The 24,379-nt window shown below is 55.4% G+C and carries 34 protein-coding genes and 1 pseudogene; 3 read left to right on the plus strand and 32 right to left on the minus strand.

Annotation, left to right across the window (positions count from 1 at the left end; translation table 11 throughout):
* Window positions 1-8: 8 nt before the first annotated feature.
* The 22 genes from traF to H650_RS24025 form a co-directional block, all read right to left on the minus strand.
* Window positions 9-797: a type-F conjugative transfer system pilin assembly protein TraF gene (gene traF, locus H650_RS23925; RefSeq protein ID WP_016495585.1), complete on the minus strand. Its 789-nt coding sequence runs from the start codon at window positions 795-797 to the stop codon at window positions 9-11.
* Complete coding sequence (gene traN, locus H650_RS23930) at window positions 794-2,638, minus strand: type-F conjugative transfer system mating-pair stabilization protein TraN (protein WP_016495586.1); 1,845 nt, start codon at window positions 2,636-2,638, stop codon at window positions 794-796. The genes traF and traN overlap by 4 nt, the downstream gene beginning before the upstream one ends.
* Window positions 2,635-3,243 carry a type-F conjugative transfer system pilin assembly protein TrbC gene (gene trbC, locus H650_RS23935; RefSeq protein ID WP_016495587.1) on the minus strand — a complete coding sequence of 203 codons (609 nt, stop codon included), beginning with the start codon at window positions 3,241-3,243 and terminating at the stop codon, window positions 2,635-2,637. The genes traN and trbC overlap by 4 nt, the downstream gene beginning before the upstream one ends.
* Window positions 3,244-3,251: 8 nt before the next feature.
* The gene (gene traU / locus H650_RS23940; protein ID WP_016495588.1) at window positions 3,252-4,256 is read right to left on the minus strand and encodes a conjugal transfer pilus assembly protein TraU; all 1,005 of its coding nucleotides are present in this window, start codon (window positions 4,254-4,256) and stop codon (window positions 3,252-3,254) included.
* Window positions 4,241-4,588 (minus strand): hypothetical protein, encoded by a 348-nt coding sequence (locus tag H650_RS23945; protein WP_016495589.1) that lies wholly within the window; start codon window positions 4,586-4,588, stop codon window positions 4,241-4,243. Before H650_RS23945 ends, traU begins: the two co-directional genes overlap by 16 nt.
* A 66-nt stretch (window positions 4,589-4,654) precedes the next feature.
* Window positions 4,655-4,858, minus strand: a complete 204-nt coding sequence (locus tag H650_RS23950; protein ID WP_016495590.1) for a hypothetical protein — start codon at window positions 4,856-4,858, stop codon at window positions 4,655-4,657.
* Between the two features lie 27 nt (window positions 4,859-4,885).
* Complete coding sequence (locus tag H650_RS23955) at window positions 4,886-5,938, minus strand: hypothetical protein (protein WP_016495591.1); 1,053 nt, start codon at window positions 5,936-5,938, stop codon at window positions 4,886-4,888.
* Complete coding sequence (locus H650_RS23960) at window positions 5,935-6,147, minus strand: hypothetical protein (RefSeq protein WP_189660125.1); 213 nt, start codon at window positions 6,145-6,147, stop codon at window positions 5,935-5,937. The genes H650_RS23955 and H650_RS23960 overlap by 4 nt, the downstream gene beginning before the upstream one ends.
* Before the next feature lie 32 nt (window positions 6,148-6,179).
* Window positions 6,180-6,815, minus strand: a complete 636-nt coding sequence (traW, locus tag H650_RS23965; RefSeq protein ID WP_016495593.1) for a type-F conjugative transfer system protein TraW — start codon at window positions 6,813-6,815, stop codon at window positions 6,180-6,182.
* Window positions 6,812-7,228 (minus strand): type-F conjugative transfer system protein TrbI, encoded by a 417-nt coding sequence (trbI, locus tag H650_RS23970; protein ID WP_044489876.1) that lies wholly within the window; start codon window positions 7,226-7,228, stop codon window positions 6,812-6,814. Before trbI ends, traW begins: the two co-directional genes overlap by 4 nt.
* A complete protein-coding gene (traC, locus tag H650_RS23975) occupies window positions 7,225-9,864 on the minus strand; it encodes a type IV secretion system protein TraC (RefSeq protein WP_016495595.1) in 2,640 nt (879 codons plus the stop codon). The genes trbI and traC overlap by 4 nt, the downstream gene beginning before the upstream one ends.
* The gene (locus H650_RS23980; protein ID WP_016495596.1) at window positions 9,864-10,100 is read right to left on the minus strand and encodes a hypothetical protein; all 237 of its coding nucleotides are present in this window, start codon (window positions 10,098-10,100) and stop codon (window positions 9,864-9,866) included. The genes traC and H650_RS23980 overlap by 1 nt, the downstream gene beginning before the upstream one ends.
* Complete coding sequence (locus H650_RS23985; protein WP_016495597.1) at window positions 10,100-10,315, minus strand: hypothetical protein; 216 nt, start codon at window positions 10,313-10,315, stop codon at window positions 10,100-10,102. The genes H650_RS23980 and H650_RS23985 overlap by 1 nt, the downstream gene beginning before the upstream one ends.
* The gene (gene traV / locus H650_RS23990) at window positions 10,312-10,890 is read right to left on the minus strand and encodes a type IV conjugative transfer system lipoprotein TraV (RefSeq protein ID WP_016495598.1); all 579 of its coding nucleotides are present in this window, start codon (window positions 10,888-10,890) and stop codon (window positions 10,312-10,314) included. The genes H650_RS23985 and traV overlap by 4 nt, the downstream gene beginning before the upstream one ends.
* A 40-nt stretch (window positions 10,891-10,930) precedes the next feature.
* On the minus strand, window positions 10,931-11,329 hold the full coding sequence (locus H650_RS23995) for a hypothetical protein (protein WP_016495599.1): 399 nt from the start codon (window positions 11,327-11,329) through the stop codon (window positions 10,931-10,933).
* Complete coding sequence (locus H650_RS25835; protein WP_016495600.1) at window positions 11,326-11,481, minus strand: hypothetical protein; 156 nt, start codon at window positions 11,479-11,481, stop codon at window positions 11,326-11,328. The genes H650_RS23995 and H650_RS25835 overlap by 4 nt, the downstream gene beginning before the upstream one ends.
* Window positions 11,478-11,945: a hypothetical protein gene (locus H650_RS24000; RefSeq protein ID WP_016495601.1), complete on the minus strand. Its 468-nt coding sequence runs from the start codon at window positions 11,943-11,945 to the stop codon at window positions 11,478-11,480. The genes H650_RS25835 and H650_RS24000 overlap by 4 nt, the downstream gene beginning before the upstream one ends.
* 10 nt (window positions 11,946-11,955) lie before the next feature.
* Window positions 11,956-13,374, minus strand: coding sequence for an F-type conjugal transfer pilus assembly protein TraB (gene traB / locus H650_RS24005; RefSeq protein ID WP_016495602.1), 1,419 nt, complete (start codon window positions 13,372-13,374; stop codon window positions 11,956-11,958).
* Complete coding sequence (gene traK, locus H650_RS24010; protein ID WP_016495603.1) at window positions 13,371-14,111, minus strand: type-F conjugative transfer system secretin TraK; 741 nt, start codon at window positions 14,109-14,111, stop codon at window positions 13,371-13,373. Before traK ends, traB begins: the two co-directional genes overlap by 4 nt.
* A 13-nt stretch (window positions 14,112-14,124) precedes the next feature.
* Window positions 14,125-14,703 (minus strand): TraE/TraK family type IV conjugative transfer system protein, encoded by a 579-nt coding sequence (locus H650_RS24015; RefSeq protein ID WP_016495604.1) that lies wholly within the window; start codon window positions 14,701-14,703, stop codon window positions 14,125-14,127.
* A gap of 4 nt (window positions 14,704-14,707) precedes the next feature.
* On the minus strand, window positions 14,708-15,010 hold the full coding sequence (traL, locus tag H650_RS24020; RefSeq protein ID WP_016495605.1) for a type IV conjugative transfer system protein TraL: 303 nt from the start codon (window positions 15,008-15,010) through the stop codon (window positions 14,708-14,710).
* A gap of 2 nt (window positions 15,011-15,012) precedes the next feature.
* Complete coding sequence (locus H650_RS24025) at window positions 15,013-15,366, minus strand: type IV conjugative transfer system pilin TraA (protein ID WP_016495606.1); 354 nt, start codon at window positions 15,364-15,366, stop codon at window positions 15,013-15,015.
* A 197-nt stretch (window positions 15,367-15,563) separates the two neighbouring features.
* Here H650_RS24025 and H650_RS24030 point away from each other — a divergent pair, with 197 nt between their 5' ends.
* Window positions 15,564-16,199: an Arc family DNA-binding protein gene (locus H650_RS24030; protein WP_016495607.1), complete on the plus strand. Its 636-nt coding sequence runs from the start codon at window positions 15,564-15,566 to the stop codon at window positions 16,197-16,199.
* 40 nt (window positions 16,200-16,239) lie between these two features.
* Here H650_RS24030 and H650_RS24035 read toward each other — a convergent pair whose 3' ends face one another.
* Entirely contained in the window at window positions 16,240-16,635 is a 396-nt protein-coding gene (locus tag H650_RS24035; RefSeq protein ID WP_016495608.1) for a relaxosome protein TraM, read from the minus strand.
* Window positions 16,636-17,210: 575 nt separating this feature from the next.
* On the opposite strand from H650_RS24035, the gene H650_RS24040 reads away from it, so the two are divergent.
* Window positions 17,211-17,738 carry a lytic transglycosylase domain-containing protein gene (locus H650_RS24040; RefSeq protein WP_016495609.1) on the plus strand — a complete coding sequence of 176 codons (528 nt, stop codon included), beginning with the start codon at window positions 17,211-17,213 and terminating at the stop codon, window positions 17,736-17,738.
* Window positions 17,739-17,769: 31 nt separating this feature from the next.
* On the opposite strand, the gene H650_RS24045 is transcribed toward H650_RS24040, so the two are convergent.
* Together H650_RS24045 and H650_RS24050 are read right to left on the minus strand one after the other, a co-directional pair.
* Entirely contained in the window at window positions 17,770-18,591 is an 822-nt protein-coding gene (locus H650_RS24045; RefSeq protein ID WP_016495610.1) for a DUF932 domain-containing protein, read from the minus strand.
* Window positions 18,592-18,601: 10 nt separating this feature from the next.
* A complete protein-coding gene (locus tag H650_RS24050; protein ID WP_044489863.1) occupies window positions 18,602-18,907 on the minus strand; it encodes a hypothetical protein in 306 nt (101 codons plus the stop codon).
* A gap of 527 nt (window positions 18,908-19,434) precedes the next feature.
* Between H650_RS24050 and H650_RS24055 the strand changes: the two genes are divergently transcribed.
* Window positions 19,435-19,692 carry a DUF2767 family protein gene (locus tag H650_RS24055; protein WP_016495612.1) on the plus strand — a complete coding sequence of 86 codons (258 nt, stop codon included), beginning with the start codon at window positions 19,435-19,437 and terminating at the stop codon, window positions 19,690-19,692.
* A 199-nt stretch (window positions 19,693-19,891) separates the two neighbouring features.
* On the opposite strand, the gene H650_RS24060 is transcribed toward H650_RS24055, so the two are convergent.
* From H650_RS24060 to H650_RS24085, 7 genes and pseudogenes are all read right to left on the minus strand, one after another.
* The gene (locus tag H650_RS24060) at window positions 19,892-20,014 is read right to left on the minus strand and encodes a type I toxin-antitoxin system Hok/Gef family toxin (RefSeq protein ID WP_286141489.1); all 123 of its coding nucleotides are present in this window, start codon (window positions 20,012-20,014) and stop codon (window positions 19,892-19,894) included.
* Window positions 19,959-20,144 (minus strand): annotated as a pseudogene (locus H650_RS26045) (DUF5431 family protein); the annotation flags it as partial. The pseudogene H650_RS26045 and the gene H650_RS24060, both read right to left, overlap by 56 nt.
* 146 nt (window positions 20,145-20,290) lie before the next feature.
* Complete coding sequence (locus H650_RS25080) at window positions 20,291-20,497, minus strand: Lar family restriction alleviation protein (RefSeq protein ID WP_071925303.1); 207 nt, start codon at window positions 20,495-20,497, stop codon at window positions 20,291-20,293.
* A gap of 203 nt (window positions 20,498-20,700) precedes the next feature.
* Window positions 20,701-21,447 carry a plasmid SOS inhibition protein A gene (locus tag H650_RS24070; RefSeq protein ID WP_016495615.1) on the minus strand — a complete coding sequence of 249 codons (747 nt, stop codon included), beginning with the start codon at window positions 21,445-21,447 and terminating at the stop codon, window positions 20,701-20,703.
* Window positions 21,444-21,875 carry a conjugation system SOS inhibitor PsiB gene (gene psiB, locus H650_RS24075; protein ID WP_016495616.1) on the minus strand — a complete coding sequence of 144 codons (432 nt, stop codon included), beginning with the start codon at window positions 21,873-21,875 and terminating at the stop codon, window positions 21,444-21,446. The genes H650_RS24070 and psiB overlap by 4 nt, the downstream gene beginning before the upstream one ends.
* 42 nt (window positions 21,876-21,917) lie before the next feature.
* On the minus strand, window positions 21,918-23,927 hold the full coding sequence (locus H650_RS24080) for a ParB/RepB/Spo0J family partition protein (protein ID WP_016495617.1): 2,010 nt from the start codon (window positions 23,925-23,927) through the stop codon (window positions 21,918-21,920).
* Window positions 23,928-23,995: 68 nt separating this feature from the next.
* On the minus strand, window positions 23,996-24,355 hold the full coding sequence (locus H650_RS24085; RefSeq protein ID WP_016495618.1) for a hypothetical protein: 360 nt from the start codon (window positions 24,353-24,355) through the stop codon (window positions 23,996-23,998).
* Window positions 24,356-24,379: the final 24 nt, after the last annotated feature.

Here is a 24,379-nt window from a genome sequence, read left to right on the forward strand (position 1 = left end):
GGAGAACCTCAGAAATTAGGTTTGAAGCCGGTTGAAACGTTCAGGAAGCGTTTGGCCAGGTCATCCTGCGTCATGAATCCGTAGACCAGCGGCTGGTAATCACGGTTACGCGGGTCAACGAGGAACAGCGCCGGGAAATGCGTGATCCGCATCGACTGAGTCTGGCCACTGTCCGGGCGGGAGTCCGGCAGCGAAGGTGCCACCTGCCCGTCAACCGAGACCGGGATCAGCGACAGATGGTTGGCTTTCGCAAAATCGGCCACCACCCCGGCCATCTGCGTGTCAATCGGGTCACTTCCCCGGTAGAAGTAAAACAGGCCGTACTGCTGCCCCAGATTGGCAATGGCCTGCTGCCGCTGTTGCTGGTCGCGGGTCTGAACCAGCGGCGCCATGCTGTTGTAGTGCGGATATTCCAGGTTGTAGTCCAGTTCCGGGTGCGTCAACTGCGCAGCGGCAAAGGACTGACTGAACATCGAGCTGCGGTCGGTCCAGAACTTCTGCCACTTCAGGTATGTCGCCGTGTTTTCCCGCGTCGGGTACAGGATGGCGCGGTTAAGCGCCTCCCGTGTGTAAGCCTGGAGAACCTTTGCCTGCTCGACCGCTGACATTTTGCTGAAGTCCGGAATCTCCGGTTTTTCAGGCTGCTCATGCGGGGGCACAGGTGCCGGTTTCGGGGGCGTTTTCGGTTCGTTGTACCAGGACCAGCCGGTAAACGGCGGTGCCGGCGCTATGATTTCCTCGCCGGTTGCCGGCAGCGCCAGCACCATCATCAGCAGAGGGAGGAGCCGTTTTATCATTTTGCCCCTCCGCTGCTTTGTTGCTGTTGCACCTGGGCGGCGATCCGGTCTTTGATTTGCTGCACCATCACACCGGAGTCCGGTATTTTCTGGTTATTGATCAGGTCAGAGTAGAAGTCGGCGAAGTTGATTAAATCGAAGTTGATGCCCTGCAGCTGTGGCACCGTGATACCGCTGCAGTTGGGGCTGTCACCGCTGCCAAAGCCGATCCCCAGCTGGTCGCGCCGGCCCTGTTCCTGAATGATACGCGCCAGTTTGCCGTCAAACACGCAGTACACCTGGCTTTTCTGGACGCAGACGCCCAGCACCTGATGGTCGCAGCGATCGCCCACAGAAACGGTGATTTTTTTGGCTTTGGCTTTGCCCAGCGCCAGCTCGTCATCATTACAGGCTGACAGCCCTGTGTCCTGTCCCCAGCCACTGTCCTTGCAACAGTTGGAGAAACCGGCCAGTGCCTTGCGGCAGCTCATCGCCCGGCCAGTGAATGCTTTCACATTGATCTGGTCATTCGTTACATCAGCCGCCGCTGAAGCGAGGCCAGCCAGTTTGGCCACTGCCGTATCGAAACCGCTGTCACCAGCTCCGTCAGTGTCGCTGCAGTCCCCGCTCCGACAGAAATACTGGCCACCGCACACCACACCGCCTGATGAGAAGTTTCGCTGGCATTCATAATTCACCACTTCATGTTCACAGTAGCCCTGAGAAGCGGTCTGGCACTGTGTTCCGGTCATTGTACATGCCGGATTATTCATGAGCGTTTCACAGGTTCCGTTGGAACCCGATTTCTGCAGGTACTGGTCGGTGTATTCCCAGCAGTCACTCCACACCTGTTGCGTAACGCCATCTACGGTGACAGGACGATACCCCCCTGCAACGGAACACACGCTGGAGACTGCAACGGCACTGTTCTTGTCGAACCCACAGGCTTCCTTCCAGACTACTTTGGGTACCGCCGTGGATTTTTTGGTCCTGATAACCAGCCGCAGAGTGAAAGGCACATGTTTTTTGAAGGTAAGGCGACCGGACCCTTCCCTGAGGGAATGGTCATGGCTTGACGTAAACCCGACACCGGCCGTCAGCGTTGCAGGCACCGGCGTGAAGGCAGTTTCTGGCTGGGTCCGGTTAGATTTCCAGGGAAACGCGTTGCCCAGCACGTTGACCGTCATATTCCAGCGATCCTGATTGATGCCATAGTTTTTGAAAGAATAAAACGCCTGGATAATGTCCCCGCTTACCGGCGGAACAATGGTGACAACATTGTTGCCGTTGATTTGCGTCATGGGCATGGTATCCAGTTGCCAGACCAGCGTCTGATCTTCAAAGGTGCTGCTGCCCTCCACTTCAATACTGGCTGTCCTGCTGCAGCTTTGCTCCACCCAGGCGTCCCGGTCGCAGGTGTATTTATCGAACACTGACTTCGTGACAGTGGTGCTCTGACACTGCTGCGCATTCCCGGTGCCATCAACGAGTGTGTCGCTGTTCTGTTCCGCATTCTTGCCTGCGGTGATATAAGGCGCTTTGGGATCAATGACCGGTAACGGATTTTTTGTGCCCGCATCGATAACGGCCTGCCCGGCACCGCTGTTCTGTAAGGCCTGTTGCCCTTTATTGCTCAGACCACCGTCGCCCCCGGACACGCCACCGTAGTAGTCTTTTTCAGGCGGGTTTGTGGTGTAGCCCGGTATACTGCCCGTGACGGTATCGGGATTTTTCAGGGAGGAAGTCCCCTGTGACGAACTGCCCTTACCGAAACTCGCCCCGGCATTAAAGGCATCGCTGTTCGCATCCGCCCGCACAAGACCAGAGACCAGCAGCGCGAGAAGCACAATGGGGTATTTCATCGTGCGGCCTCCAGTAAATGACGTGCTGTTGTGGCGCAGTCACCCTTTTCAGCCACTTTTTCCAGTGCCTGCTGCAGCGGAAGACTCCCGCGAATCACGTCATAGTGGCCGGCACAGGTGACAACCAGCGCCGGCACGGCTGTGATGTGATAATCACTGAACAGCGTCGGGTCTATCTGTACACCGGTATTTTTGTCCTCTTTCGAGAGGCTGAACATCGCCGCAGCGGTCGCGCGGAAATCATTATTCAGCAGTCCCCGGATGGTTGCCGGGATACTGAAACGGTTTGCGTCTTTCAGCATCGGCAGCAGCCCTTCGTGGGGGATACCCAGACTGACAAAGTAAATGGCCGGAAAGGTTTTCTGCTCAGCCCCCGGTTGCCCGGCCGCGATCCCCTGCTGCAGGCGGGAAATCATATCCTGTTGCGCCTGTGGCAGGGTGTAGGACTGCGCGGACAGGGTGTCTTTGAACGCCTGCAGGTCGTCCTGCTGTTGTTTCATCCACACCCGGTCGCGGGTGGAAACATTCGCCTGCTCGCTGGCAGTGACAGACATGCTAAAAGCCAGGCTGCCGGCAAGCAGCGCCCGGATAAGAGAGTTTTTCATGGCAGACCTCAGAGAAAGACGCAGTTACGTTTACGCCAGAGGAGATAACCGAAATTTTTCTTTGATGATGGCGGGTTATGGGACGTTCCCCAGAGCTGCGTACTGGCCCCGAAGGGGTGACAGTTCGACGCTTCAGGCTGCATGTTCACCATCTGATACCGCCATCGCTCTTTGGGGATGATGGGCGACGGATACTGGTTACAGACCGCATTGTCTGCGCCGATGGAATTCCAGACCAGTCCCTCGCGGTGCATCTTGAAAGCCATGCGCTCAGTGACCAGCAGGGAGGATTCCAGCGGTGAGAACTCGCCGGAGGTATAGCCTGTCAGCGGGTACACAGAGCCCTGCGCACCGGCGCACCAGAAGAGCGGCGACAGCGGCAGACCGGCTGAAGCGGCGGCAGAGTCTGCTGCGCATGCCCCCTGGGCAATCAGGTTGCCGAACAGGGCAGCTTCCGGGTTGATCAGCATTGAGAGCGTGGAGTCATTCCACAGCGGATCCACCTCTGACAGGTAGGCAATGTCCATATCCCCGGTCTGCAGACACCCCAGACTGGTGATGATATTGAGCCACCATATCAGGGGATATTTGTACCAGTGGACATGGTAGAACGTGCCGGCTGCCGGCCTGTCACTCTGTCCGGCCGTACCGGTGCCGGTCCGACCGAGGTCGATTTTAAACCCGCCCATGTTTACCATCACACCGGGTTCACGGGTTACATCCGTCATGGCCATAGGCTCCCAGAAACCAATGGCCAGTCCGATGCGGTAAAGCACACCCACCGGGCAAATCTGGATGGGACTTGAAGGATTACTGGTGTCCGGCTGCGGCCCGGAGGCAAGTTTGATACTGCCGAGGGTCATGGGAAACAGGCATTTCCAGCAGACATCCGAGATGGGATTCACCCAGCGCCCTTCACCGGCATCACTGGCACCTGCCGGTGAGGAAGGTAACAGAACGCCGGCAAATGCCAGCCCCAGCAGGAAGAACACCGCGCTCAACTGACGTCGCATGGCACCTCCCGGCGGCGCAGCCAGATGCAGACGGGACCATAATCTTCACCGTCAAAAATCGCGCCGGCAAACCAGCCCGCACCGTCCGGAACCGGCGGCTGCCAGCAGGCAAAGGATGCCGTCTCTGCGTATTCAGTCGCGGCGGGAGAACCCTCGTCGTCCTCCAGGTAAACCAGACAGTCTTCCAGACCGTTTTCCGCCAGCCAGCCGTCGTATTCAGCTGGCTGAATGTAATCGCGTCCCGCGTAGAAGCGGTCAAGCGCAGGGTGGCACCAGTAACCGTCATGGGTACGGACGACCGGCAGCGGCCCGACAGACTCAGGATGTTTCATATTTTGCCTCGGAAAGGAGAATGCCACGGCCACCGGCTGGCGGGAGGGCGTTAAAGGGAACAGGACTCAGTGGCTGGCGGCTTCAATGATGAGCTGCGCGCGCGTTTCTTTATCCAGCCGGTGCAGTGCCAGGATGGCACCCCGGACAACAGCGGACGTGTTGTAGAGCGGGTTTTCTCTCAGAATGTCGTTCAGACAGGCATCGGTCATGGCGTTGTGCCTGACAGACGAGATAATCTTCATTTCCGCCCCGTTCTGGTCTTTTTGCATAGGGCAACCTTGCATAGATGTGATCGGTCAGTCGAAACACCTGCCCTGACAGGCGAAGGCATAGCCGGTGTCGTCATCGTCCAGCACGCCCTCGTTCCGGCCCTCCGTCAGTTGTCTGGCGACCCGTTCAAGCAGCAACGGCAGCATGTCGGGGATGCAGTTTCGGGTGCACTGCAGCAGCACCACAATATGGTTTTCCAGACTTGCATTGAATGCTTTCATCACCCCGGTAAGCGCCGGAGGTGGCGACATCTGGAAGCTTTCGGTAAAAAAGCCAGGAGGAGAATCGCACCGCGTTCTTGTTACCGAATAGTGAACTGCTGTACGCATTTCCGGTGTGGAGAATTGGCCATCCTTGTCGGGGATGCTGACGTTATCAGAAGGAATATCCACACTGATGGTCGTGGCCAGATGTTCGAGGCACTGAATGAAGTCCCCCTTTCTGGCGTCATATTTACCGGTCACTTTCACCACAATTTGCTGCAGGGGGTATGCATTCAACTCGTGATCCGTTCTGACCTGCCGCAGTCGCCAGCCCCGCTTACCCAGATTTTCCAGTAAATCCTCCAGCATTTTTTCACCAAAGCCTGATTTCTCGCTGAGCCGGACCACATCATCCAGTACTTCCGGTGACTGTTCCGGTGCCCAGTACAGCTCTTTCGCCCTCACGAGGTCGGCGGCAATCTGTTTACGCAAATGCGGGCGAATACAACCGATATCAGGTAATAAATGACCATGCGACCAATCTCGCGTCAGGTCATATCCGGCGCGGTTAAGGGCTTTGCTGAGGTTTTCGAGCATCATATATGTGTTCATGATGCCGCTCTGCTGCCACAGGTACATCGCGGTACTGATATCAGTCAGTTTTTCGTCCGGTCGTTCATCAACCGGCATGCCGTTTTTCCATTCCACCTTTTCCTCACGCCTGCGTTTCAGAGACCCGTGGAGGGCAATGGCGACCAGAATTATCACAACGTCGTTAAATAACGCTAACCGGCTGACCAGAGGCTCCTCGATAAACTGCGCGCTTACCCCAAAAACCAGAAGCCACACGGCTGTAGCGATTATTATTTTATTCACCGGCAACTCTCCTTCTGTTTATCGAGCATCACCGTCAGCAAAAAGTCCGGAAAACGCTCATCACGTTTCTGGGGTTCATCAACGGTCACCCCGGTGGCGCGCTGCCAGCCGACAAACGCTTTCGTGATCAGTGGGTTTGCCCAACTGTCCAGTTCCGGGTAAACCGCTTTCAGGCGTTCCCCGCTGACCCACTGGGGCCGTGTACTCATTACTTCATGTTTTTTATTCATCGTTGCTGCTGTCATTTGCTGGCTCCGTTTACTGGAATTTCTTCTACTTTCAGCACCCGGTTATCGCGGGTGATACGCACCGGCGTGTGTTCAAAACCAAACTTCGTTGTCAGCACCCCGGCCTGATCGAAATAAATGCGCTCATCAAGTGCATCGCTGGTCTCCCTGATATTTCCCTTCACCAGGATGACTTTGAAATCCCCCGCACCAGGCAACTGCTTTTTCATCCATGCCACTTCGTCGCGGTTGTCGCCGTTGATGAAGTACAGCGTCTGGCTGTAGGGCACCCGATCGAGCGGATTAACCTTGTCACCCTTGCGGGCAATGATGTTGCCCTTCATATCGGTGATGGTTTCGTTGACGGTAAAGGTGGGGTCAAAGCTGAAGGTGCGGTACTTACTGGCGGGGGTCAGTCCCGCCACCGGGGGTGGCCGGACGGCGTTACGTTTAACGCGTTCAATGGCCTCTTTTTTGAGCGTATCCAGTTCGCCACTCTGCTCCATTGATTTCAGGCGGTTCCGGATAAAAACCAGCATATCCTGCTCTGCCGGCTCAAAGAGATTCCCCCACGTGCCGAGGTCTTTCGCCCCTGCACTGGCGGACAGTGTCAGGATGAGCACTGCCACCAGTCTGCGGGTATGCGTCATTTGCCCTCCTGCATCCGCACCGCAATGTCATTGCGGATATCACTGGAAATGTCCTGCTGCGCGCTGACAACAGCGGGCTGCACCAGAATGATGACGTTATGCTTCTTCTGCCAGTCGGCCAGGCTGTCGCTCATGGCCCGGTTGAACCGTGTAACAAGTGCTTTCGCCTTTTCCTCATCCAGTTTCTGCTGCGCAGACTGCTGCATAAAAATGTCCCAGGTGCCCTTCATATCGAAGGTCACCACCTCCGGTATGCCGGCTTTAATGACAAGCCAGCCGATACCGGTCATGATCATCTGCGAGACCAGCATACCGACCACTAACCGCCAGCGGACCGACGCCAGCCAGCCGGGCTGAGACACGCCTTCCTGTACCACACCCCCGTCTGCGGGTTTTTCGTTGTGTTCACTCATGCTGATTTCACCCATTCTTCAAGCGCCGCAAGCTCCGGCCCGTATTTCATCATGGCAAGCCGGTAAGCGGCTTCTTCTGAACTGGCTCCTTTCTTCTGCTCCTCCTGCATGAAAGCAAAGTCCTCCCCGCGTGAACTGAACATGGCCCGCGTCACCGGGTCGACAAAAAGGCGATGGAATGAACTGCGCTCCCCTGCCGTGATCAGCAGCGAACTGAAGCCCGTATCCAGCGCGGGCTGGAAGTATTTGATGACTTCTTTTTCAATCTCAGAGAACTGATCGGGGTATTCCGTCAGGTACTGTTTGAAGGCTTTGGCGTCCTGCAGAAGCGTAATTTTGGTGGAACTGTTGTTCCATGCGGCTTCCGCTTCCTTACTGGCGGTAAAGTCCTTAATCCCCTGCGTGATGGTGATAAAGCCGCCACGGTGACGACGCACGGTGCGGTATCCGGTTTCGATGAACTTCGCGGCATGCGGGTTGGAGCCACTGAGCAGACGCCACGCCTCATCGATGATGGCCACTTTTTTGAGATTACGCGGGCTGTGGTACATCTTTTCCTGAATCGCCAGAATGAGCGAAAACAGGATGGCGCTGAGCAGCTTCGGTTTGTTTTCGAGGCTGAGCAACTCCAGCACCGCAAAGCGGGTTTCGCCATTCAGTGTTGGCTCGTCGGCGTTGAAGTATTCCCCGTAAGGTCCCCACGTACAGTAAGGCTCCAGCAACAGTGCCAGCTCGGCCAGTCGGGAAATGATGGTGGGTTTGTCCTCGAACGCGCTGTTCACTTCCGCACTGGTAAGATAGGCGTGGACATCGTCAATGCGGGCCTTCTGTGCTTTCTGTTCAAACGCCCAGACCACCGCTTTCAGGAGAATGGCTTCACACACGGCATCGAGCGGCTCCTGGGGACTGGCCAGCACAGTCAGCAGTCGCATAATGTTTTCGCCCGATACCTTGCTGTCCACCACGTTGGCAAACGGGTTAAAGCGCAGCTCTGCACCGTCGAGATACACGCCGCCGGCCTGTTTACAGTAGTTTTTGTAGCTGTCGCCCATGTCGATGACCCAGGCGAAGCCCTCCGCATTCAGCACATCGCGCAGAACCCCCTGGGTAAAGAACGATTTCCCTGCCCCGGATGTGCCGGTCACGGCGATATTGAAGTTGGTGCTGCCGTTCTCCTCACCAAACATGTCAAAAAAGGCGACCTGGTTGCGGTAGGTGGGCAGCGGCATCCCGCGTCGGGAAAGGTTGCGTTCCCCGACCACCGGCATCAGGTTGGTGGCGTTCCAGCTTTTGGCGCGCAGCGTGGCGCCGGTCGTGTTCAAATCGGCCCAGAGACCTTCCTGCATCATGAAGGGCATCGCGGCCAGCCAGTTACGCATCTGCTGATACTGGATGGTAGTGAGCTCCAGTTCATTTTTACGAAACACGTTGATGGCGGCCAGTTCGCAGGAGAGAGCGTCCTGATCGTTATCTGGTGTGAACAGCGTCAGATTGAAATAAAACCGGCATAACGCCACTTCGTTGGTACCCAGTTCCATCTGCATTTGTCGCCATTCTTCGGCCTGTTTTTTGACGCCGGGAAACAGCATGGCGTAAGCGGAATTCGCTTTTTTACCGAGATCCATGTTCTTGCGCAGCGCTTCACTCTGGCTTCTGGTTTGCTCTTCCAGCTCAACCGTCCAGGTCAGCATAAAGGGGCACGGGATCCCCAGATCGGGGAAACGTAAATTTTGCAGATTATCGGCACCCTGCCAGAGCGCAAAACGGGTGGGGCTTTTGGTAAGCTGCATGTTCACCAGACGGCAGGCAGACGCGGGAAGGCGGACCTGTTTTGTGCCTGAGACCTGCTCCTGCGAAAAGCTGACCGGCACCTCCGTAACGTTTTCCGGCAGTTCCAGCCGGATATGGGACGGCCGGACCTTGATATCTATCCCCTGATCGACGACCTGCCGGTTCAGCTCTTCCACGCTGTCCCATTTGGCACTGGCGGGCATAACCTGAGCGGAACGGTAATTGACCAGCTCACGCATCAGCGACAGGAAATCACTGGCGGAAGTGTTGATGGAATCAATGCGGGCGGCTTCCAGCGAAACGCGGATGGTATTACGTATCTGCTTGAGTTCGTCCATTAACCGGGTGGTAAACCGGCCTTTTTTCCCGAAGACAATGAATACCCGGTAATTGCGAAGAAAGAGCGGGTACTCGCGGCGGTTGGCCATTCCCTCAAGGGACGACTTTTCCCAGAAAGCGCGGGTGATGCTGTTAAGGTGGGAGGCCAGCGGGCCTTTCCACATATCGGTACTGACCCCTCTTGCGATGCGTTCGCCGACACACTTGCTGGCCACCATAATCACGGTGACCGGCGTCCTGCGGGGCAGCTTTTTGCGCAGCATGTCATCCAGTGCCGCCACCACCTGTTCATTCGCTCCCGGCAGCGGCGCGGCCTCGAGAATAAAACCGGCCGTACTGTTGTTGATAAAGAGGTCGTTGGTGTCATCGTAATAACGCCAGGGAAGCGCCGCCGTCAGGGAAGGATAATCCCAGGCCTGCTGCAGGTTTGCTCTGGCTGAGGTGGCGCCGTCTTTCTCGCCCCCTTTCTGAAGGAGACTCACAAGACTGTCGAGAAATTCAGACATTATTTCATTCTCCCGTGGGGTTGCAGCCGGGCTGCAATATCACCGATGAGTTCCAGACGCAGTGAGTGCAGGTTTTCCTGTGTGACATGGCTTTCAAGCAGGTTGCTGCGCAGATGGCCCAGCGTGTCTTCCAGCAGGCCGGACAGTTCAGCGTCAGGCGTCTCTTCAGCGAACCGGCAGCCTCCCTGCCAGTTGCGGGGTTCACGTTTCACCCCGGTTCTGCGTTGTGTTTTCATTAATTCCCCTGCCCTCCCGTCATGAACGACGTCATGTCGTCAGTGAGAAGCCTGCGGGACACCGCGTTCCCGGCGGGCATATCCGCCAGCAGGCACCGTTTTCCCCGCCCGGTCACGCCGGCAAGCACAACATTCCGTCCGGCATCACGCAGAAACGCCGTGCCTTCCTGATATGCCATATCCACAGTCAGATTTTTCACCGGGTTATGTTTCATTCCCCGTCCTCCCCGATGACGCGAAAGCCTTCATCCCAGTGGGCTTTGTTTTTCACAAACTCCACGACTGCCGGCTGATGGAAGTTGTCATCTGTGTCCACCCACGGCGCAATCCACAGACGCTGTGTGGCGTCCGGGATGCGCTGTGCGGTCACGCGCCCGGCATCGCTGACGGAACGGGCGGGAGAAACATAAGACTGCGGAACTGTGGGGTGTGACAGCGTCTGGCCAGTCAGTGAACTGCGTGTGCTGACAGAGGGCGTCGGGGACGCCACAATCGGGCGCGGTGCAATGGTTTTCGGGGTGGTGCCGGTTGCTGCGACTGAAACGGGGCGGGAAGCACTGACCACCGGCGCTGTGTTACGCAGTGCCGGCAGGGTTTCACCCGCAGGCTTTTTTACGTCTTTTTCGGCACCGATATCGTCAATGCTCTTACCCTGCGCGGCCAGCTTATTGGCTTCGGCAGTGGTCAGGCATTTATCGGTGGCCGTGGCGTTACAGTCAAAATCTGAGTTCATACCGGCGCAGCCGGTTAACGCGCCGCACAGCAGTGCGGCACCCAGTAGTTTATACATGGATGTCTCCGGTTTAGAGATTTACTGAAAGGTGGTGAAACTAACGGTTGCGCGCATCCCAGGCGATAAACCCTGCGAAAGCGGGCATGATATAAGTCAACATAAAGGCCAGTTCAAAGCAGGATACGGGCAGGAGGACGAATTCCCACCGGAAAAAGTCATACAGCAGCGTGGCGAGAAGATAAAAGCCCCACGGACCTGCTGTAACGCATGCAGCTTCGACAGCCGCGTCCCTGGACGATGTATTCAGAAAGTAAGTGATATACGAAAGAATGAGCAGCGCCAGAAGCAAAAAAAATCGCCAGACCCCCCAGGTACTTTCCGTGGCGCCCGTCTGTATCAACCAGGCTTCCACCGACAGACTCGTGATAAAGATAACAACGGGTAACCAGATCCACTCCAGTGTTGAGCTGATTCTTTTACTGATACCGTCCATCATGAGTAATATCCCCTCTCTCCTGTCCGGTTGATTCCCGTGGTGGAGAAGCCCTTCTGCACGGCTTCGTCTGAAATGGTACTGGTTGAGAGCCCCAGAGAAACAAACACGGCCAGCACGACGAGTAACAGGTTGTTCGTTGCATAACGGCTCATTTCAGGGGCTCCTTTTCTTTCGTCTCCGGTTGATGATTCAAAAAGCGAAGCGGTTCCTTTTTCTGCGGGGAGACAGTCATGGCCTCGAGTGCATACCAGCGCTCCAGGTCATCCACATCGAGCTTCCCTTTCTCGCGGGCTGCGTTCTGTAGTGCTTCCCATGCCATCTGGTTTTGCGGCTTGTACTCGCAGAGTCGTGCATCGACAGCCTCACCCCATGTTTTCGGAAGAGCCCCTGAAAAATGGCTGGCCAGAAACCCGGACGGGATGTACACCGCTGCAAAGCACAGCCACTGCACAAGCATCGGTGCAGGTATAAACAACACGATGAAGAACGCGGGGACAGAGGGTGTCAGAAGGATAAGCGCGAATCGCGCGGTTTCCGGTGGCAGGCTTCCGCCCTTCCACCGGTTAATATCCCTGCGTATCTGTCTGAGTATTTCAGCATTAGGGTCATTATCCATGAGCAGCGCCTCAGTTAATGGTGTCGCCGAGCTGCAGCCCTTTTGCCTGGCGCAGCACTTCATCCGGATCGATGTTGCCGACAGAAGACGTTGAGGAGGTGCTGGCGACCGGTGTGTTACTGCCTGCGACAGCATTCTTCGCGGTTTCGCCGGCGTTCTTCGCCGCCGCTTTCGCCTTCTCTTCCTCGCTGTCCTGGCGGGTTTCGAGCTGGAAGCCTTTCTGGAACACTACGGTGACCTTGTTACCCGCACCAATGTCGATGATGGGGTGATACTGCTCAGCGCGCTTAATCCAGTACTGGCTCAGCGTGTCAGCCGCTTTGCTGGCTCCCCCGCCGATACCCTGCCCGAAGACATCACCGGCACTGACGTTCGCCGTCGCCCCCAGACCCACGGACGGCGTGGCGGCGGATTTAATGCCCTCGCCGAACCCGGATAACAGACCGGCTGCGCCGGCATAGCCGATGATTTTGCCGTTACGCATCACCGGTGTGCCTTTGATGCCGCCCTTGCCCTGGAAGCTGACATGGCCTTCAAACTCCATGTCGATATCCTTGCCGTTTTTCAGGTTGCAGCTGATGGTCTTTGTCCGGACCTCACCGCGTTCACTGGAGATGTCGCCCCAGATTTCCCCCACGATGAAGCAACCGTCCAGGTCATACTGCCGGTTGTTCGGCATGGTGGTTTTGCCCTGAAGGCGGATTGTCACTGGCCGGCTGTTCTGCTGCCCGGTGACGCTGGCGTTGGCGTCAGCACCTTCAATCATGACGGCGTCAGAGAAGGAGCCGGAGGATATCCAGGGCAGCTTAGTGGGTTTCTTTTTCAGGCTGTCGTAGTTAAAGGTGGTTTTGTCGATACCCGCAGTCATGCGATTACCACTGCCGCCGGGATAAAACCCGGCGCCCTGATTTACGGCTGCGCCAATGGCGGATGGCGCGCCGTTCACCGGGGTGACAGTGTACTGAGGGGGTCTGGCCTGACCGGCAGCAACCGGACCCGGCAGTGGTGTGCCGTCCGGAGAAGCAGGTGGTGTCTGCGGTCCGGTGGGTTGTCCGTTGCTGCCGGTGGCACCCGGCTGCTTCGTCAGCTGCTCATTCAGGCGCTGAATCTCGGCGTCCTTTTTCTGCAACTGAGAGGTAAAATCGACTTTGTTCTGCGCAACTGCCTGTGCCAGCTCCTTAAGCTGCGCTTCCATAGCGGAGGTTTTGGCCTGCTGTTGTGTCAGGGCAGACTGCTGAACCTGTTCGTCAAAGGCAGGACCGATAACACCGGTCATGTTGGGTGCCGGTGCGTTCTGCTGTGGTTTATGCTGGCTGCCGTGACCTTCGTTACCGAAGGTGATGACAGCGGCGGTTGTCACGCCGGCCGCTATCAGTACGCCGACCAGGATGGCAATCTGTGTGCGTCGGGTCTTCACATTGATGTTCATGGATGAGGTTCTCCGTCTGTGGAGAACACCACCCACACATACCCTTCCCCGTTCGCATACAGCTGATTCTGCGACAGCATCACGGCGCGTACCCCTTTGCGCCAGAAGTCACGCTCACGCAGCTGTGTGGTGACCACGCCGGTGTTTTTCATACGGAAACGCACAATGCGCAGGTGAGTGCCGACCAGCTGGCGCTCCGGCGTCAGCTGCACGGTAACGGACGGCGTGTAAGCCGGCAGGCGGCTGACCGGGATATCCTGATATCCCTCCGGGACGTCGCCCTGCGCGATACTGCGCGACAGACTGACGAGCGTTTTCTCGTAGCTCTGGCCTTCTTCCCAGACTTTCGCATCGTCATTTTTGACTCTGAGGGTGCTTACCGGGGTGTAGCGCAGCGTGCGCCCGGGTCCCGGTTTCGGCTGAACGTTCAGGCTCAGCGCCGCACCCCTGGAGGTTTCGATAAACACCGTGAAGTTCTGTCCAACCAGAGGAGACAGAATCAGTGCTCCGTCATCGGTTGGTTTCTTGTCGTAAGCCCCTTGCGGCCCGCTGATGCTGGTCACCATTTCCCCGTCAATGACGATTTTGTTGGGGTTGGTGTTACTGAGGGTGACGGTAAAGGATGCGTCATTCTCAAAAGGTGTGGCGCCGGGAATGATGGCGGCCCGAAGGCCGCCCGTGAACAATCCCGTTGCCAGTAACACAGCAGCAGCTGCCGGTGAAAAACGTATTTTCATTGGCAGTCCTGATTCAGTTAGTGGTGGCCGGCACGAGTTCGGTCATATCAAGCAGTCTGATAATGCCGTTCTCATAACTCATCCGGAGCTGGTAGGTTCTGGCCTGCTCCTTCAGGTCGGTGGTGATATTGCCGTTGGTGGTTGAGGGGTGGAGAACGACATCTGCGTCAATCACGCCGGGTTTCACCATGCGCAGGGTGCGGGTGTCGTACCGCCAGGTAATGCCTCCTTTTTTTATCCGGTCAGCTTCCACATCGAGGGCTTTCTTGAGTGCGTTCCGGCTTTCCGCCGGAACATACCCGAGAAGCATTTTTTGCTGAACATCGATGTTTTCCGGACTGACGTTAAGCCGCATATACAGAAAAGAGAGTGCGAACATTGTCATGGCTGAAGAGTCAGCCGACGACGCGTCAGAACTGAATGGCTGGTTGAAAATCATGGGCGTGGTGATGGTTTTCTGCTGAGTGGCAAAATGCCACGCCAGAGAACCGCTCAGTATGTTGCCGAGGGTGGCTGCAATGCAGTACCCAGCCATCCCGATGAATGCGTAGCGGAGATATTTATCCCGGTTACGCTTGATATCTAATTTCACGCGTTCACGCCCTCCAGTGCCGGAAACTGGATTCAGGAATTAACCTGAAAGTCACCCTGAAAATAAAGGTGGGGAGGTGCCAGTAACAGAAATTCAGTAACCAGTACGACCCCTGCCCTTTTTTCAGATATCTGACTATCCACCAGAGCACACCCGAAACTATCCCCAGGGCGGTCGACATATTGAATGCGACACCTAAAAACGTAAGGGGAGCAATAATAATGAGTTCGTCGAGGGGGAGCCCGAAGTATCGGGACTGGTGGTTTAGAGTTTCCGGGAAGTAATATTTATCTTCTTCCCCACTCATGATTAACCTGCCAGCTGAAAACCCATACGGGTAAAGATAAGTACCATAACGAGGCCAAGAAAGACCATCGGGGAGCGTGCTTTAACGTAGAGGAATAAAGCAGCGAAGATTTCCGCGAAATAGAAATATTTTTCCAGCGAAGACCCGTGACCAAAAGTACCGGTTACGGTTGCATCCTGAGGTGCCAGTAAATCACCCCCGCTTGCCATCGCATAATGGCTCACCATGAGCGAAATTAAAATTAATCCTCCGTTTTTTAAAAACTGCCGGAACTGAATATATTCCTGGGCCTTGCGAAATAAAGACGCTACCGCCCATCCCTTTCTGACATTAAGGGCATTGTCCTGCTTGAACATGCTTGTTTCTCCGGATGTAAACAAAAATGGTTTGCGTAAGTGGTTGTTTACGCGGGCATTAGTGTCTCATGACCCTAAAAAAAAAAAACTGTGAGCATCATCACACTTTTCGACAATAATAGGAATTATCCGAGTGATGGTAGAACATACCCTAAGTCATGCAGGTACGACGCCTGCGTTGTCTGGGATCTATACCAATGAAAGTAAAAGAGAAAATGTGGAGCCATCGCGGCCGTCCACGGAAGTTCAGTGCGGGCGAAACAGTAGAGTGGCGGCTGCGTGCACCGGATAACCTGTTAATGGAATTACGGGTTTGCGCACGAATTGGCGAGCGAAGTGTTAACGACGAAATTATTGCGCGCCTGTTAATGTCCCTGAATTATCAGCCACATGTGCCGGTAATAAAAACGGCTGACGGGGAAAAGTTAATTTCTCTGGCGGTAAAATTTGAAGAATGGCTGGAAGATATATTTTCTGCAGGCAGGGAAATTTCTGTCCATCCGGTAAATCCGGGCGGGCGTTCTGAGATGGTCTGGATGTGGCGGGAAGGTGAGCGCGTGCTTATTCCGGGTAAAACATCAGGGTACAGCATGCGAATCCCAGAGAATCTCGCGAGCGAAATCAGAATTATGGCGCGGGTACACAAACGGAGTCTTAACGATGAAATGCTGACAAGGCTGATGAATTCTCTGGGTTATTTTACGGAGCGCATTCTTGACCAGAATGAAGATGCGCAGGCGCTGAAAGTGCTCTGTATGGCTTTTGAGTGGTATCTGCGGGAGAAAATTGCGGAAACGGAAGAAGTCCCGCTTCCGTGGAATAAACCAGAGTGATGATGTGAGTGATGGCCGGTGTTTTCGCCGGCCACAGGGGTTATTCTTCTGCAACCAGGAAGTGCTGTGTTTCCGCCATGTTCTCAGCGGTATTTATCGCGGAAATATTGTTATTAATCATATCCTCCAGGCTCAGCGGTGCCCTGTCCCCTTTCAGTTCAACATATATTTCCGAAATCAGCGCGGTAAGAATCATCATTCCCTCGCGCGAGCCGGCAACTTTTTTAATCAGGTCGCGCCGGAAACCTTCCAGATTAAAGTTATTGCCGTCGCTGTCATTTTTCTTGTAGACCAGAAGTCCAAGTCTGATAAGTTCATTGCAGGTTGCTGATATGTTTGCTTCAGAAGGATTGGCACCATTCTGTAAATCCATCTGGACAATATCACGTACTTCACGCTCTATTTTGTCCTTCAGGTAAATACCCACTCTTCCCATATTAAATCCTGTTTTTAACTGGTGTCGGAACCGACACTACCCGGCTGTTTTTTGTGGCAAAAACCCGGCCCCGGTCGGAGTGGGCTTTTACGCTGAATGTATTAAATCTGGCTTATACAGTAGTAGCTATGTGCGATATTTGTGCGACAGTGTGACACTGTGTGATATGCAGTTTACTGATTTAAGAGAATATCCACAACTGTGCGATATACCTGCGACAAACCAACACTAACAGGTAACACATATGTCGCACAATATAGTGTCGCATTGTGTGATGTTTTTGATTTTATTCCAGAATCGGCACAATTTTTACAGGATAACCACCTGATTTCAAAAACAAAAACTGCAAGACGAAGTCTTGCGTGGGGTGTCATGTTTTATATGTTCAGTAAAGAGCGGAAAAAAATAACGTGTAAGAGGATCTAATTGTTATTCAGGATCGCACTTAAATGCGTCACAGAAGCGCCCTCTGCGCGTTTGTAAGAGTCTCTATTGATTTAAATGATCGGCGGAGGTATTTTTTAAAGCGCATCTCCTGAAGCACTATGCGCGATTTAAAAGCAAAGGCGTGATTTATGAATAAAATCGGATTACTACTGCTCTGCGTAACAATGTCATGCAGCGCGGCTCCCCAGATGTGTTTTGATAAGGCCGGGCGGGATTATAACATTGATCCATTACTGCTTATGTCAATTTCGATTAAAGAGAGCCGTCTTAAAGCCGATGCAGTGAATAAAGCTAATAATGATGGTTCTGAGGATGTCTGCGGGATGCAGGTAAACAGTTCTCATTATAAGTCTTTGCGTAAATTCAATATTACACGTTCGGACTTACTCAATGATCCATGCATATGTGTTTACAGCGGTGCATGGGTACTTGCACGAAATTTCAGGTCTTACGGGAAAAACTGGGACAGTGTTGGAATATATAATACCGGCCCCGGTATAAAACTGCTGAAACAGCGCCGGGCGTATGCCGATTCGATTAAAAACATTTACCGCATTCTGCTGGCAAGAAAGGATATTCTTTCGCAGCGTACCGGAAAGGATGAAACTGACATGGCGGCAATGTCATTGCCGCCAGCGCGCCCGGTTAATGAATAAAAAAAAGCCCCGGGATCCGGGGCTTTTTCATTCAGCTTTTTAATTTCGCGAACTCTTCAGCCATTTTCCAGAGCGCCTGATTCAGTTTGATGTCTCCATCAATGCCGGTAACGGGTCGCGTGGTTGTTCTTTTCCCTTTTGCGGTGCGGCCGGTGATCCCGCCTTTGACGAGATTCTCCTGCACGATATTAAATGATGTCCATAAATCTGTTTCCCTGTCATACCACGCGCGCGGCTGGATAATTTTTTCAGCGGTTACCGGCGCTTTCCCTTCACCGTATTTATAATCCAGCGCCATCTGTCCGAGCAGCTTCCGTTCCGGGCTGTTAAGCTGAATGCTTTTCATCTGCTCCATGTTATCAGTGACTTTATCGAACACGCCCAGCACTTCATAAGCGCCCTCAATAACCTGCGAAACAATATCCCCTTTATGGGGCACATTAATTTCCCCGAAGGATTTCCAGCACACCAGACCATTAGTGCAGACCTGCCGAAAAATACCGGGGATCATTTTATAACTGCTGCTGCCATCATGGCTGTTCAGCAGGACAATTTCCGGAACCTCTTTTCCGCTCATATTATTTCCACGACGCAGGCGGATCATGTGTTTGGTATATTCCCGGCGTTCCGGATCGCGCACACGGGACTGACTCGCATAAAATGGCTGGAACCCTTCATTCCGTAATTTATCCAGCAGTGTAATGGTCGGAATATACGTGTACCGTTCTGAGCGTGACTCGTGTTTTTCAACCGAAAAAGCGCTGGGAACGACGCGCAAAAGCTCATCATTGGTCAGCGGGCGGGTATTACGCATAAAAGTCGGTGCGGCATAACGGGTGGATAAACGGGTCATAATTATCTCCTCAAAATAATGCGTCAGGTAAAACACGAAATAAAGAATCGAGTGGCATGGCCGCAGCAACCGGCCATTTATTTAAAATCCAGACGGTGTAGTAATCCGGAACATCATCGAAAAATACGTTGATTTCTTCCGCGCCTGCGGGCGGGGTGAAGTCATGGCATTGCGTACCAGGCATGTCAGCCGTTACGGCGAAAATCCAGTTAAAGACGTCGAGGGTCTGCGCGTCAGTCAGGGGCGTGTCTTTTTCACCCATCTTCCTGGAAGATTCTTCTGTGGCGGTTTTGACGTTGACGTTTCGTGTGTGCATTCTGCTTTTCCCCTTCTGGTGATGGTTAATCCATCTCCCCGGTGAGTTCCCCTGCGGCGAAGGGCAGAGGAGCGACGGGCGAACGGAAAAGACCAGGGCGCGCCTGCGCGTGCACTTCACCCTGGTGTTTTACGGGCGAACGGTGCTACGAAAAGCCCTCCGCAGGGGACGACCGGGGAGACGGACATCGCCGGACGGACAGAATGCACACACCCGACCCGGCAGCGTCACACCGCCGGGTCGCCATTAAAGCCCCGGCAGCGCCGGGGCGGTGACAGCGGCGCGACCGGCACGGTCGCAGCAAGAGGGCCGTTGACGTCAGCCCTCAGACACTAGCGAACAGCCCGAAACCGCAGCGCGGGTTCGGCGGAGCTTAGCCGGCGGCCTGCCGCCGGGTTAGCGGAGTGTGGCTCGACGACCCGGCCGGCACGGACGGGGAGCCGGAGGGGGCCAGAGCTGTGGTGTTTATGGTGTTGTTGTGATGTATGCTGCCGGTGAGCAAAAAACGCACAGCCGGGAGCGCTCTCATGTCAGAAGATGAAACCGAAGGTGATGCAGAAGAAGCCTTTTACGACGAAATATGCAGGATAGTGGGCCAGTGCTGCCTGATGCTGGCCAGCAACGGTGCAGAAACAGACCGGGCGCAGCTGGTGTACCAGCTTAAACGCCTTTACTGGCAAATCATGGTGGAAACAGAAAAGCACCACACGGGGATTCTGCTGGCCATCGAGCAGCTGGAGACACCGGAGATGTATGAGGAGCGGACGGGAAGGCGAAGGGAATAAAGCGGGGGCGCCGCAGGCGCATCCGCCCTTCCCCCGTTCCCCGGAGGGGAACAGCCCTTCCGGGTGTTCATGCGTGCGGTCGCACCGGAAAGAAAAAGGGGGCTGCCAGCGGACACTGACAGCCCCTTGTAAAGGCGCTTTCGGCCATGCCGGACCACATCAGCCCTGAAAAGGCGGGGTTTCCCCCGCCTCCAGGTTGCTACTTACCGGATTCGTAAGCCATTAAAGCGGCCACCTCCCTGCTTCCGTCTCTGTAGCGAATTTCGCAGAGCGATTTTCGCGTCAGCCAGGTGAATATCAGCAGTGTGAGACACACTATCAGAACGCACCATATGAAAGAGTTGGGTGTCAGCTTCATAGCCTGCTTCTCCTTGCCTTTCGGCGGGTAAGAGGCTAATCTGAGTGTGATCAGCATACAGACGGCCTCGTTGGTTATTGGATAAAACTTCAATTACCTTCGGGGCTTTCTTCTTTCTGCCTCACAACAAGGCGACAAACCACCTGAACATCATGAGGCAAAAAGCCTCAAGCGCCACCGCCATTATACCGCAACCCGCACCATTCCCACCAGGCTCAGACAGTCAGTTTTGCTGATTTTTCATACCTTTTCATGGCCGATTGCTCCCGATTCGTGTGTGTCGTTGACTCTCCGGTTCCAGCGGTTAACCGCTTCCTGTTCACTTTCCTGAAAGGATGCAGTGACCACGCAACCGCAGCATGATGCCCGGAAATACCCTGACAACCGACGAACCCGGATAACATTGCATCCGCAGAACGGGCATGGCCTGACGTTATCGTGTCTCAACGGGTACCTCGTCAGCGCTTAACACCCGGTACTCCATGACATAACCGGGATACGTGCCACGAATGCGGGATAGCACAACTCCCGCACTGACCAGGCGTTGAAGCCTCCAGGCAGGTCTGTTAAGCAGGGCAGGTACATCCCGGAGGATAAACCAGCCGGCAGGCATCATATCCAGCGCTTCTCTGTCAGCAAGGGTCAGCGTTTTAGTCAGCATTTGTGTATCTCCCTTCTGAGTGGCTCAGCTTGTCCGGTACGCGCCAGCGATCAGCAGCACGCAAGCCGTCTGGCTGCTCGTTCACCATGTCCCGAAGAATGGAGAGCACCACCCACAGGGGATCGCCACAGTCCTCGTACCACCGTAGCTCCGCCAGCGAGGGAAAGCGCCTGCGCCACTGCCAGAACATCGATGCCAGTTCGTATTCGTGCAGTTCGTCCGACCAGCGCGAATACCATGCCCCCACCGATTCCGGCGACTGAAAATTCAGATCCACCCGCGCGCGCGCGACCAGACTCTGATGCAGCATGGCCTCATGGCAGTGGCGTTTGTCTTCCTGCCGCTGTACCTTGTGCCAGCGCAGTTTCGCGCGTTTTTCCGCGCGGGAGGTGTTCCGCCAGACCACGTCCGGGAACAGACACTCCTGCACCGCCTCCGACAGGGGCGAAAAACAGTGTTCCCCCTGACTCACCAGAAGCCGTTCCAGCGCATTTTCCAGCTTTCTGAGTGTCCAGAGTGTAAAGGACGGATCCCATGCCAGCCCCGGAATGAGCCTTGCCGTGCGGTGCGTGAGCCGGCTCTGGCCTGTCAGACGGCGCAGAAATGCCCGTGTCACCGGGTGATCGTCAGACAGGCGTTTACGTTCCTCACGGCGTTGCTCCACCTCCGCAATGGCCTGAAGGGCGGCCTGCCGTGCGGGACTGAGGGTAACAAGGGTGTGACTGGCGGGGATCATGACACCACCTCCGCATTCAGCAGTTCAGAAATCGTGCCGGACGAACAGTTAAACCGGTGCATACCGGCAACCTGCGCCAGCAGACCACCGATCACATCCGGGCAGAGTGCCGCAGACTGGTGCAGTATTCTTATCAGTCTGGCGTCGCGGGCAAGCAGGAACAGTGTCCATGACGGCAGCATTTCGCCGGGGCTGCACAGGCAGAGAAACCAGTTACTGTCCCCGTCCGGGGCGTAACGAAGCTGCACGGGAAACTGACCACCAAATTCTCCCCGGTATTCGGCATTCACGCGCCAGCCCGCTGGCAGCGCAACCAGACCGGTCACCGCGTCGCTCAACTGGCGGCGTTCTTCGTCTCCGCTTTCCCGCACGCTTTCAAGATCTGCCGGGAACATGCCATTCAGTGCAGCGAGAGTGTATTTTTTCATAGTTTTCTCCCGGTTGCCCCGCAAGGGGCAACCGTCTCCTGTTTATGCGGCGTGGTCAGTGTGAGTGATGTTGCGGGCGTCAGCGGTGTCCTGCTGAGCCGCCGGTTCCGGGCGTTTCATCCAGCCCGGAATCCAGCGGGTTTCGGCCACCGTTTTTTCGGCCAGTAAGGCGGCCTCTGTTTTTTTCAGTTTCAGCGCTTCACGGGCGCGGTCTTCGCACCCGGCTTCGGCCAGCGCATCCCCAATCTGGTCTTTGCTGATCCTGCCGAAATAGTTCTCAGCGGTCGGCTGCCACCAGTCGCGCAGGTCGAAGCCCATCGCGGCTTCAAGGTTGTCCAGCTTGCTGGCGCGGGTGTAACCCATTTCCCGACCCTGCTGACCACTGATACCCGTGGCGATGCAGAAGCCGAGCAGGGCATGAATGCGGTCTACCGGCCAGGTCAGCAGCCAGGTGAAATCTTTATCCCACTCCGGCGGCAGTTCTGCTTTCAGGGTGCGTTTCATGTTCCGCAGCGTGGTGACCCCCTCCCCTTTTTCGCCGGACGGGGCATCCGTTGTCAGTCCCCATTGCTGACGCAGGGTGATATCCAGTGGCAGACTGACCAGGTGATTGTGTCTGGCATCAAAGACCTCGCGACACAGCGTCCAGACCAGCAGGGCAATGGCAATGTCAGGCTTTGCGGCCAGTGCGCCCTGTACCGCCAGGGTACGTTCTGACGACATGGCCTTAACCAGTTTTTCAGAGTACTTATCCGCCTCGATCCGGGTGCGGGTTGAAGTGTATGCGAGGGTTTTTCCGGCGGTTTCCGGCAACCGGCTCTCTGTCGCGGCATCGTCAGTGTCGTTGCCGCTGTCCTCCGTGGCGTCCACATGTTTCACGCCGCGCTGAACGTAGTAACCATCGAACCCAAAAGACACAATCACACCGTGCGCTGCCTTAAATTCAGGCGTGAACATGCGCATCACAGCAGCTTCTTCAGTGTCCTCGATCTGCTGCTGGAGGCTGTTTTCATCATCCTCCGTCTCACACACCTCGATCTGATCCAGCAGTTTCCGGATTGCTGCCTCTTCTTCCGCCGTCAGTTCCGGTTCCGGCAGCCGCCATTCCGCATCTTCCCGTAATTCGTCCATCCGGCTGTCACACCATGCCCAGCCCTCTTCCTGTTTCAGACGCTCAGCCTCCGCCGCCAGTTTTTCGCGCAGCAGCCGTTCGGTCAGGAGACGGTCAGCAAAGCCCTCCCCCTCATTGCTGAACAGGTCGCGATCGATAATCCCCCCCGCTGCCAGATAGGCTTCCTCACCCACAAAGCGGAACAGGGCGGAGTCCGTATTGATTTTGATATTGCTGATCTGCGATTTCAGCCATGACACATACGGCATGCCGCTGCCGAACGTCTCTCTGGCTTTGTTCCAGATTTCAAGCTGACGGGTCTGATCGTGTTCAAGTGTCATCACCTGACACAGTTCCAGGGTAATGCGGTCGTTGGTCAGTTCGTCCAGTAACGCCGGGGCGAGGTTTGCCAGGCTGAGGATGCGCTGGACGTGGCGGGGAGAAAAGCCGAAAAGGTCGCCAATCTGCGCCGGGGTGCTGCCATCTGCGGCCATTGCGCGAAAACCGATGATCTGCTCTGCCGGGTGCATGGCTTTATGGCTGTCTTCCGCAAGGGAGGCCGCGCGCGCCAGTTCTTTCGGGATGACTTTGTAAGGGATAAACGGGTCACCGGCTCCGATCATGCCCTGCTCAACCAGCAGTCCGGTTCCGCGTCTGCGTCCGTTGCCGCACACCACACCCAGGGTGCCATCGTCGTTTTCGACCACAATCAGGTTATGCAGGATCCCCAGTGCCTTAATTGACGCGGCATAGGCGGCAATTTCCTCGTCGGTGTGTTTAATGATGCGGGCGTTGAATTCAGACTCCACAAAGCGGGAGAAAGGGGCGTAGCCTACCGGAGCCAGACGCAGTGCTTCTTCGGCGGCGAGCACGTCCGCGCTCACTTTTTTACTGCGGCTGGATTTGGTGGCGGGTTTCGCCGTAGTATGGGTGTCAGCCATTATTGTTTCCTCATCGTTACGGTGGTGGTGATGCCGTAGCCGGATTGCCCTCCGGTTACGGCGCTTAATCAGTTAAGGCGATCCGGGTGTTTCGCCAGCGCGGCAAAGGACGGGTATTTGTCCAGCACCGCCAGTAACCTCTTTCCGGCTTCCGCCTGGCGTTTGTCTGACTCAGAAGGACGCCCCTCACAGACATCCACGGTGGCAATCACACCGGACTTCATATCGGAAAAACGCTGGTACATGCGGGTGCTGAACAGGACGCGCTCTGAGCCGTTCATCACCTGCCAGTTGCAGCAGTCGTTAAAACGGGTGTCCACATTGTCAAACTCGGCAGTCCAGTTATCCGGCAGACGGATACGCAGCAGCGGCAGCATATCGGCGGACTGTCCGACCGCGTTTTTTGTGGCAGTAAGGGACGGTTTCATCGTATTTCTCCTGTGGTGATCGGG

The organism is Enterobacter sp. R4-368 (assembly GCF_000410515.1).
Lineage (GTDB): Bacteria > Pseudomonadota > Gammaproteobacteria > Enterobacterales > Enterobacteriaceae > Kosakonia.